The organism is Mesorhizobium sp. WSM4849 (assembly GCF_055811385.1).
Window position 1 is genome coordinate 114,981 of record NZ_JBVVPW010000003.1, and the last position, 14,493, is coordinate 129,473.

Genomic DNA, 14,493 nt, shown 5'->3' on the forward strand with positions numbered 1-14,493 from the left:
TTCTCAAATGATCTGAGGAGCTGAAATGGCAGACTGGTCCGCCGCCCAATATCTCAAATTCGAGGACGAGCGCACGCGGCCGTCGCGCGATCTTGTCGCGCAGGTGCCGGTGGAGATGCCGCGCCGGGTGGTCGACATCGGTTGCGGGCCGGGGAATTCTACCGAATTGCTGGTCGCGCGCTGGCCGAGCGCGCAGGTCAGCGGGTTCGACACCTCGCCTGACATGATCGAGAAGGCGAGGGCGCGTCTGCCTGAAGTAACATTCGAGCTGGCGGATGCGGCGGCGTGGCTGCCCGAACAGCCGGTCGATGTGATCTTTGCCAATGCGGTGTTCCAGTGGCTGCCGGAGCATCCGGCGATCTTCCAGCGGCTGATGGGATTTCTGGCGCCCGGCGGCGCGCTTGCCGTGCAGATGCCCGACAATATGGGCGAGCCTTCACACCGGCTGATGCGGGAGACGGCGGCCGAAATGCCGTTTGCCTCAAAGCTTAGGGGTGCTGCGGGCGGGCCGCTGCCGCCGGTGTCGTTCTACTACGATCTTTTGTCGCCGTTCTCAGACCGGCTCGACATCTGGCACACCGCCTACAATCATCCGCTTGCCGGTGCCGAAGCCATTGTCGAATGGCTGAAGTCGACCGGGCTGAAGCCGTTCCTCGATCCGCTCGACGAGGACGAGCGGCGGCTTTTCCTCAATCGCTACACTGCCAGAATAACCCAAGCCTATTCGAAGACGGCAAACGGCAAGGTGCTGCTGCGTTTTCCGCGCCTGTTCATAGTCGCGCGGCGATCCGCTTAGAAACGGTAGCCACACCGAGAGAGGCAGTGCCTGGCGGCGCTTGATCCGCACCATGCGCATTTCGGCAACGCAAGGTTGTGGTCTTTTGCCTCAGGCATTTGATTTAAGCCGGCGTAAACACCCATCAGGTACGAAAAACAGTTGCGCCCAACCTTCGCGGCGCCCAAATGAGAGCCGCAACGCCTGCGCATGGGGTGGAAATGCATCGCGTCATCATCAGCGGTATCGGCGTTGAAATCCCCGAGCCTTCGATCACCAATGAAGAACTGGTCGACAGCTTCAATGCCTGGGTCGACACGGAGAATGTCCGCCGCGAGGCTTCGGGCGAGACGCTGCTGCAGAAGTCGGACAGTGCCTTCATCGTCCATGCTTCGGGCGTACAGACCCGCCATGTGATCGAGCGGGAAGGCATTCTCGACCCGACCCGCATGGCGCCGCGGATTCCGGTGCGGCCCGACGATGCGCTGTCGCTCGAAGCCGAGTTCGGCATCGCGTCGGCCAGGAAAGCGCTCGACCATGCCGGCCTGGAGCCTGGGGATATCGACCTGGTGATCTGCTCGGCCTCGCATCACCAGCGGCCCTATCCGGCGATCGCTATCGAGATGCAGCAGGCGATGGGCACGAAGGGCGCTGGTTTCGACATGGGCCTTGGCTGCTCATCGGCGGCGGCGGCATTGCATATTGCGGTCAATCTGGTGCGGGCGGGCGCACACAGGCGCGTGCTGGTGACGACGCCCGAGATCATTACCGGCCATCTCAACTTCCGCGACCGGCAGACGCATTTCATCTTCGGCGATGCTTCGGTCTCGATGGTCGTCGAGGGGCTTGCCCTGGGCGATAAGCGACCGGGACGCTTCGAGGTGCTCGACACGCGCACCTGGACGCAGATGTCCAACAACATCCGCACCAATCTTGGCTACTACACGCGAACCGCCCAGGACGATCCGTATATGATCAATCTGGAAGGCAATCTGATCAAGCAGGTCGGCAACAAGGTGTTCAAGGAAGTCACCGTTGCCGGGCACAAGTTCATCGTCGAGTTCCTGGCCGAGCACGGGCTGACGCCGCAGGCGATCCGGCGCTTCTGGCTGCACCAGGCCAATGCCCGGATGAACGCCATGATCCTGAAGCTGTCCTTCGGTCACGAGGTCGATCATGACCGCGCACCGATGGTGCTGGAGCGCCTCGGCAATACCGCCGGCGCCGGCGCGATCGTCGCCCTGTCGGAGAACCATGCCGACATGAAGGCCGGCGACTATGGCCTGCTCTGCGCCTTCGGCGCCGGCTATTCGATTGGCGGGGCGCTATTGCGCATGCTCTGATCTAACTTGGCGCGAACGGCACCAGTATTAGAGGCCGCCGGTATGTAATCGCATCAGTCTGCTTGATTGGGGCATCAGCGCTTTAGACTGGACCTGATGAGCTGACTGCGGCTAATTGCGCGGCATCACGCAAGGAGCGAAACCTATGCTGGTTCTCTTTCCCGAGGCCGAAAATCCGGTCGAAATCATCCCGGTGCGGAAGCTTGCCGCGCAGGTGGCAGCGCTTTACGTCGCGCCATTGGATCATTTCGAGACACGCGCGGTGGATGAATTGCGGCTTGGCTTCGACGGCATCGATGGCGATTTTCACGCCGGCGCGACGCGGCGCTCCGGCGGGCGCGAACCCTGGTATCCACGCGGCACCGAAATGCGCAACGAGCGGCAATTGTCTGTCGTGGCGGCGGAAGAGCTGGCGATCGTGGCAGGGCGGATGGGCATCGCCGAGATCAAGCCGGAGTGGATCGGCGCCAACCTGTTGATCGAAGGCCTGCCGCATCTCTCCATGCTGCCATCCGGCACGCTGCTGTTCTTCAAAGGCGGCGTCACCATCAAGGTCGACGCGCAGAACGGACCTTGCCGCATCGCTGGGCGATCGGTCGCCGAAAATGCCGGAATGGCCGACCACGAGGCCGGCGCGCTGCTGTTCCCGAAGGCGGCAAAGCGGTTGCGCGGCCTCGTCGCCTGGGTCGAAAAACCAGGCCGCATCACGACCGGCGAGGAGATTTCGGTGCGTGTGCCCGAGCAGTGGATTTACCGGGCTTAGGGCGGGTGAGGCTGGGGCTACGCCGCCATGGCGGCGTAGCGATTTCCGGATCGGTCTTAGGCGGCCTTGCGGTTCTTGTTCGCGCCCTGCGCCATGATGGACAGGTGATCCCACTTTTCCCACAGCGCGATGCGATTGGCATATTCCTGCTTGGCCATCGGCAGGCCGCCATCGCCGAAGAACACCCTAAGCGGCGGTTCGGCCGCATCGACGATTTCAAGCATTGCCGGTCCGGTGGCGGCGGGATCACCGGCCACCGAGCGCTTGCGGCGCTCCGCCATCGCGGCACGGGCCGGCTCATAGGCAGCGATCGGCTTCGAAACCTTGGCGGACGGTCCGGCCCAGTCGGTGGAGAAACCGCCCGGCTCGACAAGCGTCACGTGGATGCCGAACTCCGCGACCTCCAGGCTAAGCGACTGGCTAAAGGCTTCCAGCGCCCATTTCGAGGCGTGGTAGAGACCGATCATGGCGAAGGCGTTGACGCCGCCGATCGACGAGATCTGGATGATGTGGCCGGACCTCTGCGCCCGCAGGATCGGCAGGGCGGCCTGGGTCACCCAGAGAGCGCCGAACACGTTGGTCTCGATCTGATCGCGGGCCTCCTGTTCGCTGACTTCCTCGATGGCCCCGAAATGGCCATAGCCGGCATTGTTAATGACGACGTCGAGCCGGCCGAAGCGGTTATGCGCTTCGGCAATGGCGGCATCGACGGCCGTCTTGTCGGTGACGTCTAGCTTAATCGCGGCGATATGGTCGCCATATTTGTCGACCAAGTCGGCAAGCGTGCCGGCATCGCGGGCCGTTGCCGCGACGCGGTCGCCGCGGGCGAGTGCTGCTTCTGCCCAGACGCGGCCGAAACCCTTCGACGATCCGGTAATAAACCAAACCTTGTGTGTCATGATCCACCAATTCTTGCCCTTGCGGGCTTTGATTTTGAGTTCTTGCTTGACCATGATCTCCAGCGAAAACCGGATTCCACTTTCGGGGATCATGGTCTAAACGGAGGCTACTCCGTTCCAGCATATACGCAGCATTCCGGACCTATCAAGGTCGAGCACGTTTTGTTGATGAGAGCCTGCGCCATAACAATCGGCCAGGGATGGGTCAGGGATAGCGTACCGGGCTCGACCAGGCCGGGTCTTCGTGCATTTGCCAATAGATCGCCATAAGGCGCCTGGTAATCGCGCCGACCTTGCCGTCCGCGACCGGAACACCGTCGATCATCGTTACCGGCATGATGCCGCCGGCGGTCGAGGTGATGAAGACCTCGTCGGACCGACGCAGCGCAGCGACGCTGACATCGGCCGCTGCAACGGCAAGCCCTGCCTCCGCGCAGAGATCGAAGACGGTGCGACGGGTGATGCCGGGCAGCACGCCGGCAGCCGGCGTCGACAGTTTACCGTCATCCACGCAAAAGACGTTGAAGCCGGGGCCTTCCGCGACATTGCCGTTGAAATCGAGGAGCAGCGCGGTCTCGGCGCCGCGGTCATAGGCGTCGTAGAGGCCTCGCACCAGGTCGAGCCAATGATAGTTCTTGATCGCCGGGTCGATCGAAGCCGGTGGGATGCGCACCTTGTCGCTGATCGCCACATGCAGGCCGCGCTGCAATTGCTCGGCATTGGCGACCGAGCCGAAGGGAACAGCGAACGCCATGAAACGGTTGACCGCGTCGCGCGGGTCGCGGCTGAAGGTCGGCGAGGTGCCGCGCGTGCACAGCATCTCGACATAAGCGGCGCGATGACCCGACAGCGCCACGCAATTTTCGAGGATCTCGGCCACGCCATCGCGGTCGAACGGGATCGTCATGCGCAGCTTTTCCAGCCCGCCGAAGAAGCGATCGAGATGCAGGTCGAGGCGGAAGAAGCGACCACCCCAGACATGCACGGTGTCGTAGGTGGCGTCGGAATGCAGGAAGCCCCAATCCAGCACCGAGATCTTGGCTTGCGACATCGGCAGATATTGCCCGTCCAGGAAGGCAACCCCGTCCGGATAGGAGTGCGGGTCTATGTGATGGACGGAGAGCGAGGGCAGTGGTTTGGCATGCGGATCGATCAAGTTGCTCATCACGTCCTCCGTCAGGTCGTCTCCGTCCAGACGCGATAGAGCGCTGCGGCGGGTAGCACAAGACACAGGCCGGGGTTCCGGATGAGCCATCGAGAGACGTTGTCATTCCTCATCGTTATCCTCGAGCAGACGTGTGGCGCGCCAGCGGGTCAGCACGCTGTTGGTCTGTTCCATGACGAAGAAGCGCGCCGAGTCGCGGTCGTAGCCTTCGGCCAGCAGTTTTTCGTAATCGGTGTGCACATGACGAATATGGGCGATGGTCGCCAGCCACACCGCGATCGTCGGCGGCAAGCTCTTCATATGCACCGCGCCGGCGTCGGCGCGGATCTTTTCCATGTCGGCATAGGGCGCCAGCGGCAAAAGCGCTGTCAGCGCCTTGGCGATGGCGCGGCGACGGCCGGTCGGCGCGCTCATTGCCCGACCCGTCCGGGCTCGTCCCGTCCGGCAATGGTCGCCTCGGCAAAGGCATCGGTCGATGCGAAATAAGGCTTGATGTCGATGACCGGCGTGCCGTCGAGCACGTCGATGGCATCGAGATCGATACGACCCGTGTCGATGTCGAGGGCGACGAGCCTGGCGATATGCAACCCGACCGGGTTCGGCCGGGCCGGGGAGCGCAGCGAAAAAACGCCCTTTGGTTCAGCCGCATGGCGGGGTTTCTGAACAATCAGGGTCCGCGGCGCGTGGTGCAGCCAGGACAGGATGATGACGTGGCTGGCGCGCTCCAAACCAAGCAGGCCGTTACGATAGCGCCGATCGATCGTGAGAACCGCCGGCTGTCCGGTTTCCCGCGCGGCTTTCATGTTCTTGGGGCAAGTTTCCCGCGCGGTCCAGGGCGAGGCGATGCGGCCGATGAAGACGACATGGCCGTCCGGCGGCATATCGGCCGGATCGGTTTCCAGAAGCTTTTCGCCGCTGCGCGTTTCGAACATGGTTTTCCACCCCGATCATGCATCCGGCTGTTGGCGATCCGCCACGCATGCGCCATTTTCTTGTCCGGAAGCGACATAGCGCTTGCAAGGCTATCAAAATCGACATAAACATATGTTTATATCTTTTTCAAAGAGAATGCTCGCATGCATGTCGCTCTCGACACCATGGTAGATACATTGAAGGCGGCGGCCGAATCCAGCCGGTTGCGCATCCTGGCGTTGCTGTCGCGCGGCGACCTGACCGTCTCCGATCTCACCGAAATCCTCGGCCAGTCACAGCCGCGTGTCTCGCGCCACCTGAAGCTGCTGCTGGAGGCGGGGTTGATCGGCCGCTATCAGGAGGGCTCATGGGCCTTCTTCCGGCTGTCGGATTCGGATGCGGCGCGGGATTTCGTGCTCAGGCTGGTCTCCGGCATCCGGGATGCCGATCCGCAGGTCGAGCGTGACCTCGAGCGGTTGGCAGCGGTCAAGCGCAAGCGGCAGGATCGCGCCGCCGAATATTTCTCCGTAAACGCCGCAAGCTGGGATCATATCCGCTCGCTGCATGTGCCGGACCGTGCCGTAGAGGCGGCGCTGCTCAAGCTCGTCGGCAAACGGCCGTTCCAGTCGATGCTCGATCTTGGCACCGGCACCGGGCGGCTGCTCGAGATTTTTTCGCCGCTCTACCGGCGCGGCATCGGCATCGACATGTCGCGCGAGATGCTGACGGTGGCGCGCGCCAATCTCGACAAAGCCGGCATTTCGAATGCTCAGGTGCGCCAGGGCGATATTTTTGCGCCACCGGTCGAGCGCGACGCCTTCGATCTCGTCACCATCCACCAGGTGCTGCACTATCTCGACGATCCCGCCCGCGCCATCCGCGAGGCAGCAAGGCTGCTGCGCCCGGCAGGCCGGCTGGTGATCGTCGATTTCGCTCCGCACGCACTGGAATTCCTGCGCGACGTGCATGCGCATGTGCGGCTCGGCTTTTCCGACCGGCAGATCACCGAGTGGTTTTCCGAGGCCGGGCTCGATCTCGAGGACAGCCAGGAATTCGAGCCGCGCGGCGGCAACGAGGCCAGGCTCACCGTCAAACTGTGGCTCGGCCGTGACCAGCGCATGCTGATCGCCGATCCTTCCAACCACGCACAACCGGCCAATGCCTATCCGATAGGGGAAACCGCCTGATGAACCAGTTCCGCTTTTCCCGCCGCCCTGACATTGGCGACAAGGTCAGAGTTTCGTTCGAGTTCTTCCCGCCGAAGAGCGACGAGATGGAAGCAAGGCTGTGGGACACAGTCACCCGGCTGCAGCCGCTCAAGCCGAAATTCGTCTCCGTCACCTATGGCGCCGGCGGCTCGACGCGCGAGCGCACGGCGCGCACGGTCAAGCGCATCCTCAACGAAACGGCGCTGACGCCGGCGGCGCACATGACGTGCGTCGATGCGGCGCGTCACCAGGTCGATGAAGTCATTCAGGAATTCGCCGACATGGGTGTCACCCGCTTCGTCGCCTTGCGCGGCGATCCGGCCGAGGGCGTCGGCGCCGCCTACCGTCCGCATCCGGACGGCTATGCCAATGGCGCCGAACTGGTGGGGGCGCTGAAAGGTGTCGGCGATTTCGACATCTCGGTCTCCGCCTATCCGGAAAAGCATCCGGAGAGCCCGGATTTCGCCACCGACATCGACATGCTGAAGCGCAAGGTCGACAATGGCGCGACACGGGCGATCACCCAGTTCTTCTTCGACAATGATCTCTACGAGCGCTATGTCGAGCGGGCACGGCGGGCCGGAATCTACATACCGATCGTGCCGGGCATATTGCCGGTCCACAATTTCACCCAGGTCGCCAATTTCTCGGCGCGCTGCGGCGCGCTGGTGCCGGCGTGGATGGCCGAGCGCTTCGACGGGCTGCAGACGGACCCGCAGACGCATGCGCTGGTGGCATCCGCGGTGGCGGCCGAGCAGGTGCTGGACCTTGTCGAGCGCGGCGTCGGCGATTTCCATTTCTACACGATGAACCGGGCCGATCTGGTCTTCGCCGTCTGCCACATGATCGGCATCCGCTCGCATGAGGCTGAAGCTGCGGGGTCTGCTGCGGCGTAAGTCTCGGCCAAGTCTCTGGAAATGCAAAAAGGCCGGGTAAAAACCCGGCCTTTTCGATGACTTGGACTATTCGGTGCTGATCTTCCGTTGCTTTGGCGGGTCTACGGAAGAAAGCCCATTATCAGGGCTCCGATGAATGCAAAAGCAGCACAGATCATCAATGCGTTGATTGGCCTCGTGAGTCCCACGTCATAGCCTCCTCTTAAAGAGCTATGGCCAGAGTCTAGGGTCATTTGTGCCACAGGCAAGCGGAAAATATGCTGCAATGCGACGACATTGTGGAATTTACGACCGGCCATTTGCCGTTAGGTATTGAAACTCTTCGGCAAAATCCCGCTTCGGACCTGTGCATAAAATGTGACGAAGCTGGGGCAAGAATGCATATGACAGCGCTACCGCCGCCGAGAATCGGAATCGATTTTCGAGTCGATGCGAAGATTCAACGAGTTAGAGCGTCGTTTGCGCGTTATCGCAAAGGCGCTGCGCACCCTCGGTTCAAGCCCGAGGACGTGCTTTTGGGCGACATGCATTAACGTCGGCCGTACAGGCGCCCGTCGATGGTGACGAGGCCGAGCGCGATCAGCGCCATGCCGCCGAGTTCGAACAATTCGAGCCGCTCGCCCAGGAACAGACAACCGAGCAGGATGGCGCTGGCCGGCACGATCAGCGTGACCAGCGAGGCGTTGGTGGCACCGGCCGAGGCGACGAGGTTGAAATAGAGAATGTAGGCGAAGGCGGTGGACAGCAGGGCCAGCGCCAACACCGCTGCCCAGACCGGCAGCGAGGCCGAAAACAGGTTGGCAGTGCCGTGGCCAAGCAGCACGACCGGGATCATGATGATGGTCGAGGCGGTTAATTGTCCGGTGGCGATGACCGGTGACGGCACGCCCTTGAAGCGGCGGGCAATCATCAGGGCCACCGCATAGGACAGCGACGCGCCGACCAGCGCGAATTTCGCCCAGACCGGCCCGCCCAGCCCGGCAAGCAGGCCGGGACCGATCATCACCGCCGTGCCGACGATGCCGAGCGCGATCCCGGCAAGCTTGTTCCAGGAGAGCTTTTCGTCTGATGTCAGCGCGTTGGCGAGGACCAGCGTCCAGAACGGCGTCGTCGAATTGAGCACCGAGGCGACACCGGCACCAAGCTCAGTCTGGCCGGCGAAGATCAGCGAGAAGGGAATGACGTTGTTGACGAGCGCCAGCAGAAAGAACAGGCCGGCATGCGGCAAGGCGAGGCGGAAGGACGGACCGCGCAGGCCGAGATAGAGATGCAGTGCCAGCGCCGCAATGGCGACGCGAAACAGCACCAGCACCAACGGCGGAATCTCGGCAACCGCAATGCGGGCAAAGAAGAACGAGCCACCCCAGATCGCACCGAGCAGCAGAAGCTGTGCCCAGTCTTTCAGGGCCATGGGTCCGCGCATTGCAGTCGTGGTTGTGATCGCCATGGATCGTCCTCCCAGATGGCTCTGAATGCCAAGCCAATCAGGCGTCTGTTCAGGCCATATCCTGTTCGACGGCAAGGGCCACCCGAAACCAGATCGGTAGGCTAGCTTTTCCTGTTGTCTGGCCTGTCATCTGGCGTAGCGCCGCAGCGTCTGGGCCGCGAGACATAGAATTGTTTTCATTCACGCATAGGTTGGATTAATTGTGCGCAGTCTAGGTCAAGGGATTCGTCCATGCAGCGATTCGAAAATGCGCGCGAAGCGGCGCTGGCGCTTCGCCCGGACGATCCGATCTATTGCTTCCGCCCGCAGGTGCTGAAGGCGGACGCCAGGCAGTTCATGGGTATGTTTCCCGGCAAGACCGCCTATGCGGTCAAGACCAACGGCGAGCAGATCGTGCTGAACGCGCTGGCCGAGGCTGGCGTCAATGCCTTTGACGTGGCCTCGCCCGGCGAATTCGCCGCCGTGCGCGCCGTCTCGCCCGACGCCGAGATGCTCTACATGCATCCGGTCAAGGCACAGTCGGACATCAAGCTGGCGCTGGAGAAATACGGCATCCGCGTCATCTCGCTCGATCATGAGGACGAGATCACCAAGCTGACCCGCGTGGTGCGGGCGCTCGATATCGATCCGGGTGCGATCACCGTGTTCGTGCGCATCCAGACCAAAGGATCGGCCGCCTACGAACTGTCGAAGAAATTCGGCGCCGGGCCGGCCAATGCCGTCGATCTGGCCGAACGGCTGAACCGGACGGGCTACAAGGTCGGCCTGTGCTTCCATGTCGGCAGCCAGATCGAGGATCCCGACACCTATGAGCGGGCGCTGGCCTCGGCCGACTGGGTGCGCAACCGCGTCAGCTTCGACATTGCCGGGCTCGACGTCGGTGGCGGCTTTCCCGCCGAATACGGCCATGATCCCAACCGCAAGCAGATCGAGATGCCATCGCTCGGCCAGATCATGTCGCGGCTGTCCGGCGATTTGAAGGAATACCAGTTCGACCAGATGCCGCTGGTGGCGGAGCCGGGCAGGGTGATCGTGGCGCGTTGCCTGTCGCTGATCGTTCGCGTGCTGCTGCGCAAGGGCAAGCGGCTCTACATCAATGACGGCATCTGGGCGTCGCTGTCGGATTCGTGGACCGGCAAGATCACGCTGCCGGCGCGCTTCATTCCAGACCCGGCGATTCGCTCGCGCAATGGCGAGGAGAAGACCATCGTGCCGTTCAAGGTCTGCGGCGCAACCTGCGATTCCGTCGACATCCTGTCGCGGCCGTTTTGGCTGCCGGAAACGGTCGATACCGGCGATTGGATCGAGATCGGCCATATCGGCGCCTATTCGCTGTCGCTGAGGACACGGTTCAACGGCTTCTATCCCGACACGTTCGTCGAGGTGACGACGCCGTTCGACGAAGGCGACGCGCCGCAGGGGTTTGCCAGCCTGGAGACGATGGCGGATTAGTTAGTTCGTGAACTCATAAACCGGCACGGCCCAGCCGCGTACGGAAGTCTGCTTTCGATTTGAAGATGCTTCTTCTTCACGACTGCCTCCATGTCGCGGAAGTGCTAAATGCAGACACGTTGTCGAACCTAAGCCCATGTGCAACATAGCCCAGAATGTCCACATGCCACCATGACTGGATCGCCCATCATGCCGCCCGTCGGCCGGAGGCGCTCGCGGCGGTAAATCTGGAAGACGGCCGCCGCCTCACCTACCGCATGTTTGATCGGCGCATCGCGACCCTGGCGCGGCACCTGCAGGAGGCCTGCGCCGTCTCGCCCAGCGTGCGCGTAGCGCTGCTGGCGCACAATTCGACCGACACATTTGAGCTACAATTCGCCTGCTTCCGTCTCGGCGCCATTTTTGTCCCGCTGAACTGGCGGCTGGCGCTTCCCGAACTGGACGCCATCATAGCCGATTGCACGCCCGCTGTGCTCATCTACGACCCCGAGTTTGCCGGTGTTGCCGATGAGCTGACGCGCCGCCACGGCATCGTGCATCGCCTGCTGCGCGGTCCTGAGGAAAGCCCCTACGAGCGCGCCATCGCCGCGGCGCAGCCGCTCGCAGCGCCGCACCGGCTCATGCATGACGACGTCTGCACGATACTCTACACCTCCGGCACGACAGGCGTGGCCAAGGGCTCCATCGCGACCCACGGCATGAACTTCTGGAATGCAGTGAACTGCATTGGCGTGGCCGTGCTGTCGCCGCAGACCGTGCTGCTCTGCGTCCTGCCATTATTTCACGCGGCTGGCCTCAACATCTACGCAAATCCCACCTTCTATGCCGGCGGCACTGTCGCGGTGACACGGCGCTTCGATGCCGGCGAGGCGCTGCGGCAGCTGGCCGATCCGATGCTTGGCGTGACGCATCTGCACGGCGTGCCGGCGCATTACCAGGCCATGGCGGCGCACGCGGATTTCGCTGCGGCTGACCTCTCCAACGTCGTGGGTGCCTTCGTCGGCGCGGCACCCGTTCCCGTCCCGCTCCTCGAAACCTGGCGGCGCAAAGGTGTAGTACTCAGACAGAACTACGGCATGACCGAGACAGGTCCGCTGATCCTCAATCTCGAGGCGGCGGATGCTGCGCGCAAGGTGGACTCGGCCGGCAAGCCCGTCATGCACGTCGAAGTGCGCGTGGTGGCCGATGCGGCGCGCGATGCCGCCCCGGGCGAGGTCGGCGAGCTCTGGGTCCGTGGTCCCGCCGTCACGCCGGGCTATTGGAACCAGCCGGAAGCGACGCGCGCCGCCTTCGCCGAGGGCGGCTGGTTGCGCACCGGCGATGCCGTGCGGGTCGACGAGGAGGGTTTTGTCACGATCGTCGATCGCTGGAAGGACATGTACGTCTCCGGTGGCGAGAACGTCTATCCAGCCGAAGTCGAAAATGTTCTCTACAGCCATCCTGAGGTGGCCGAGGCGGCAGTGATAGGTGTGCCCGATTCGCGCTGGGGCGAGGTGGGCTGCGCCATCGTAGCGAGAAAGAATGGTGCGGCGGTCACAGAGGCCGAGCTGCTGGCACACTGCGCCACCGCCTTGGCGCGCTACAAGGTTCCGCGCACGGCGATGTTCGTGGAAGCTCTGCCCCGCAGCGCGGTCGGCAAAGTGCATAAGCCTACTCTGCGGCACCGGTTCCGAAGTGCTGTCTCTGGGGATTCGCAAACATAGCGCGAACATTCTCCCGGTCGAAATCGGGCGGACGTCCGCTCCGGGGTCATACTCGTTGGTTCGGGGCTTTGCGACGAGTTTGAGTGCGGCGGCATAGTTCTCGGGTTGCCGTAACCAGAGATCGATCTCGATCTCGGCTTTTGCCGTCGCGCTGAACAACGTTTGTGGGTTTGGGCATAGGCTGCGGTCGGTCAGGCCACGCCGCCGCCGGCCTGGATGTTTTCGCCGGTCAGCCAGCGGGCCTCGTCGGAGGCGAGGAAAACCGCGACATCGGCGACGTCGCGCGGCGCTCCGATCCTGCCAAAGGGCGACATGCCGGCGGCCACAGCCCGGTCCCGCTCTGGGAGCAGGTCGGTGTCGGTAAAGCCCGGCGAAAGCGCATTCACGGTGACGGAGCGCGGTCCGAGCTCGCGCGAGAGGACGCGGACGAACTGCTCGACGGCTCCTTTGCTGCCGAGATAAAGGGCGGTCTGGGTGAAGAACATCTTGGTTCCACCGGTGGAAACCGCGATGATACGGCCACCGTCGCGCACGCGGCGCGCCGCTTCCTGAAGCGTGAAGAAGGTGCCTTTGGCATTGGCGCCGAAGACGTGGTCGAAGTCGGCTTCGGTGGCCTCGACGAACGGCTTTATGACGGCGACGCCGACATTGGCGACAACGATGTCAATCGCCCCCATCTGCTTTTCGGTCTCATCGAAAAGCCGGCTTATGTCGGAAACGCTGGAGATATCGGCCTGAATGGCGACGGCCTTGCCGCCATTCTCGCGGATCGCAGCAACGGCTTCCTGAGCGGCTTTCTCGTTACCGACATAATTGACGACCACGGCCGCCCCGTGTGTCGCGAGCCCCTCGGCGATGGCGCGGCCGATGCCGCGCGAACTGCCGGTCACGAGCGCGATTTTGCCTTCAAGCGAATGATACATAGCTGTCTCGTCTGGCTACGGCCGTTCCAAATCAACCGGCGGTTCCATGTGGAAGTTAGGGGCATGCTATTGCTCAGATAATGGCCTATGATCGAACAGGCTTGTTAAGTCTGGGGTACATAATGCGAGGGACCGAGTTTTCCGAGCTGAAGGCGTTCGCGACGATCGTCGAGGAAGGCAGCTTTGTCCGCGCCGCGGCCAGGCTCAGGATTTCGCCGCCGGCGCTTAGCCAGACGATACGCGGGCTGGAGGAGCGTGTCGGTGTCCGGCTGCTCAACCGCACGACCCGCAGCGTGTCGCCGACCGCTGCAGGCGAAACGCTGTTTGCCCGCCTCGCTCCGGCATTCAGCGAACTCGAAGGGGCTGTCGCCGACGCGCATGCATCACGCGATCGACCGGCAGGCTCGCTGCGCATCAATGTTCCACGCATCGCCGCCATGCGTTTCATCGTGCCCATCCTCGGCGATTTCCGCCGTGCCTATCCCGATATTGCCCTCACCATCATCGTCGACGACATGCTGACCGATATTGTCGAGGGACGATTCGATGCCGGAATCAGGCTTGGTGAGCGGCTGCATAAGGACATGGTGGCGGTGAAACTCAGCGACGAGCTGGAGATGGCTGCGGTGGCGGCGCCCAGCTATCTCGAGGATCACCGCATACCCCGTCATCCCGCCGACCTGCATCATCACCAATGCATCAATTTCCAGTGGCCCGGCGGCGGCAACATCTATCGATGGGAGTTCGCTCGAGGCCAACGCGCTTTGGAAATAGCCGTGAACGGCGGTCTGACTGTTAACGACACGGAACTGATGATCAGGGCGGCCCTGGATGGGATCGGCGTGGCTTACATGCTGGATTACCAGGTTCGGCCGTGGATCGAAGCCGGCAAGCTCATCCGTTTTCTCGAAGCCTGGTCGCCCCGATTTTCGGGCTTTCATCTATATCATACGAGCTCCCGGCAGGTTCCGCCGGCCTTGCGTGTGTTTATCGACTTCCTGCTTGCC

The 14,493-nt window shown here is 62.7% G+C and carries 14 protein-coding genes; 8 read left to right on the forward strand and 6 right to left on the reverse strand.

Annotation, left to right across the window (positions count from 1 at the left end; genetic code table 11):
• The first annotated feature begins 25 nt into the window (after nucleotides 1–25).
• From tam to AC0L3L_RS03985, 3 genes are all read left to right on the forward strand, one after another.
• Complete coding sequence (tam, locus tag AC0L3L_RS03975; protein ID WP_473636637.1) at nucleotides 26–796, forward strand: trans-aconitate 2-methyltransferase; 771 nt, start codon at nucleotides 26–28, stop codon at nucleotides 794–796.
• Nucleotides 797–996: 200 nt separating this feature from the next.
• Nucleotides 997–2,118 carry a beta-ketoacyl-ACP synthase III gene (locus AC0L3L_RS03980; protein WP_473636638.1) on the forward strand — a complete coding sequence of 374 codons (1,122 nt, stop codon included), beginning with the start codon at nucleotides 997–999 and terminating at the stop codon, nucleotides 2,116–2,118.
• A gap of 145 nt (nucleotides 2,119–2,263) precedes the next feature.
• A complete protein-coding gene (locus tag AC0L3L_RS03985) occupies nucleotides 2,264–2,881 on the forward strand; it encodes an MOSC domain-containing protein (RefSeq protein WP_473636639.1) in 618 nt (205 codons plus the stop codon).
• Between the two features lie 56 nt (nucleotides 2,882–2,937).
• Here the strand turns inward: AC0L3L_RS03985 and AC0L3L_RS03990 are convergent, their stop codons facing one another.
• The 4 genes from AC0L3L_RS03990 to tsaA form a co-directional block, all read right to left on the reverse strand.
• The gene (locus AC0L3L_RS03990) at nucleotides 2,938–3,780 is read right to left on the reverse strand and encodes an SDR family oxidoreductase (RefSeq protein WP_473636640.1); all 843 of its coding nucleotides are present in this window, start codon (nucleotides 3,778–3,780) and stop codon (nucleotides 2,938–2,940) included.
• Between the two features lie 205 nt (nucleotides 3,781–3,985).
• Nucleotides 3,986–4,945, reverse strand: coding sequence for an aminotransferase class IV (locus AC0L3L_RS03995; RefSeq protein WP_473636641.1), 960 nt, complete (start codon nucleotides 4,943–4,945; stop codon nucleotides 3,986–3,988).
• 102 nt (nucleotides 4,946–5,047) lie between these two features.
• Nucleotides 5,048–5,359 (reverse strand): DUF2293 domain-containing protein, encoded by a 312-nt coding sequence (locus AC0L3L_RS04000; RefSeq protein WP_292191721.1) that lies wholly within the window; start codon nucleotides 5,357–5,359, stop codon nucleotides 5,048–5,050.
• Nucleotides 5,356–5,877, reverse strand: coding sequence for a tRNA (N6-threonylcarbamoyladenosine(37)-N6)-methyltransferase TrmO (tsaA, locus tag AC0L3L_RS04005; protein ID WP_473636642.1), 522 nt, complete (start codon nucleotides 5,875–5,877; stop codon nucleotides 5,356–5,358). Before tsaA ends, AC0L3L_RS04000 begins: the two co-directional genes overlap by 4 nt.
• A gap of 144 nt (nucleotides 5,878–6,021) precedes the next feature.
• Here tsaA and AC0L3L_RS04010 point away from each other — a divergent pair, with 144 nt between their 5' ends.
• Nucleotides 6,022–7,044, forward strand: coding sequence for an ArsR/SmtB family transcription factor (locus AC0L3L_RS04010; RefSeq protein ID WP_473485221.1), 1,023 nt, complete (start codon nucleotides 6,022–6,024; stop codon nucleotides 7,042–7,044).
• On the forward strand, nucleotides 7,044–7,961 hold the full coding sequence (metF, locus tag AC0L3L_RS04015) for a methylenetetrahydrofolate reductase [NAD(P)H] (RefSeq protein ID WP_123151982.1): 918 nt from the start codon (nucleotides 7,044–7,046) through the stop codon (nucleotides 7,959–7,961). The genes AC0L3L_RS04010 and metF overlap by 1 nt, the downstream gene beginning before the upstream one ends.
• A 529-nt stretch (nucleotides 7,962–8,490) precedes the next feature.
• Here the strand turns inward: metF and AC0L3L_RS04020 are convergent.
• Nucleotides 8,491–9,408 (reverse strand): DMT family transporter, encoded by a 918-nt coding sequence (locus AC0L3L_RS04020; protein WP_473636643.1) that lies wholly within the window; start codon nucleotides 9,406–9,408, stop codon nucleotides 8,491–8,493.
• A 231-nt stretch (nucleotides 9,409–9,639) separates the two neighbouring features.
• Here AC0L3L_RS04020 and AC0L3L_RS04025 point away from each other — a divergent pair, with 231 nt between their 5' ends.
• Entirely contained in the window at nucleotides 9,640–10,860 is a 1,221-nt protein-coding gene (locus AC0L3L_RS04025) for an alanine racemase (RefSeq protein WP_473485223.1), read from the forward strand.
• Between the two features lie 155 nt (nucleotides 10,861–11,015).
• Nucleotides 11,016–12,563 carry an acyl-CoA synthetase gene (locus tag AC0L3L_RS04030; protein ID WP_473636644.1) on the forward strand — a complete coding sequence of 516 codons (1,548 nt, stop codon included), beginning with the start codon at nucleotides 11,016–11,018 and terminating at the stop codon, nucleotides 12,561–12,563.
• 191 nt (nucleotides 12,564–12,754) lie between these two features.
• Here the strand turns inward: AC0L3L_RS04030 and AC0L3L_RS04035 are convergent, their stop codons facing one another.
• Nucleotides 12,755–13,486, reverse strand: a complete 732-nt coding sequence (locus AC0L3L_RS04035; RefSeq protein ID WP_473636645.1) for an SDR family oxidoreductase — start codon at nucleotides 13,484–13,486, stop codon at nucleotides 12,755–12,757.
• Nucleotides 13,487–13,608: 122 nt separating this feature from the next.
• Here AC0L3L_RS04035 and AC0L3L_RS04040 point away from each other — a divergent pair.
• On the forward strand, nucleotides 13,609–14,493 hold an 885-nt coding region (locus AC0L3L_RS04040), incomplete at its 3' end, for a LysR family transcriptional regulator (protein ID WP_473636646.1).

Coding starts and splice junctions, on each gene's coding strand:
- tam (WP_473636637.1), top strand. CDS start 26: ATGGCAGACTGGTCCGCCGCCCAATATCTCAAATTCGAGGACGAGCGC.
- AC0L3L_RS03980 (WP_473636638.1), top strand. CDS start 997: ATGCATCGCGTCATCATCAGCGGTATCGGCGTTGAAATCCCCGAGCCT.
- AC0L3L_RS03985 (WP_473636639.1), top strand. CDS start 2,264: ATGCTGGTTCTCTTTCCCGAGGCCGAAAATCCGGTCGAAATCATCCCG.
- AC0L3L_RS03990 (WP_473636640.1), bottom strand. CDS start 3,780: ATGACACACAAGGTTTGGTTTATTACCGGATCGTCGAAGGGTTTCGGC.
- AC0L3L_RS03995 (WP_473636641.1), bottom strand. CDS start 4,945: ATGAGCAACTTGATCGATCCGCATGCCAAACCACTGCCCTCGCTCTCC.
- AC0L3L_RS04000 (WP_292191721.1), bottom strand. CDS start 5,359: ATGAGCGCGCCGACCGGCCGTCGCCGCGCCATCGCCAAGGCGCTGACA.
- tsaA (WP_473636642.1), bottom strand. CDS start 5,877: ATGTTCGAAACGCGCAGCGGCGAAAAGCTTCTGGAAACCGATCCGGCC.
- AC0L3L_RS04010 (WP_473485221.1), top strand. CDS start 6,022: ATGCATGTCGCTCTCGACACCATGGTAGATACATTGAAGGCGGCGGCC.
- metF (WP_123151982.1), top strand. CDS start 7,044: ATGAACCAGTTCCGCTTTTCCCGCCGCCCTGACATTGGCGACAAGGTC.
- AC0L3L_RS04020 (WP_473636643.1), bottom strand. CDS start 9,408: ATGGCGATCACAACCACGACTGCAATGCGCGGACCCATGGCCCTGAAA.
- AC0L3L_RS04025 (WP_473485223.1), top strand. CDS start 9,640: ATGCAGCGATTCGAAAATGCGCGCGAAGCGGCGCTGGCGCTTCGCCCG.
- AC0L3L_RS04030 (WP_473636644.1), top strand. CDS start 11,016: ATGTCCACATGCCACCATGACTGGATCGCCCATCATGCCGCCCGTCGG.
- AC0L3L_RS04035 (WP_473636645.1), bottom strand. CDS start 13,486: ATGTATCATTCGCTTGAAGGCAAAATCGCGCTCGTGACCGGCAGTTCG.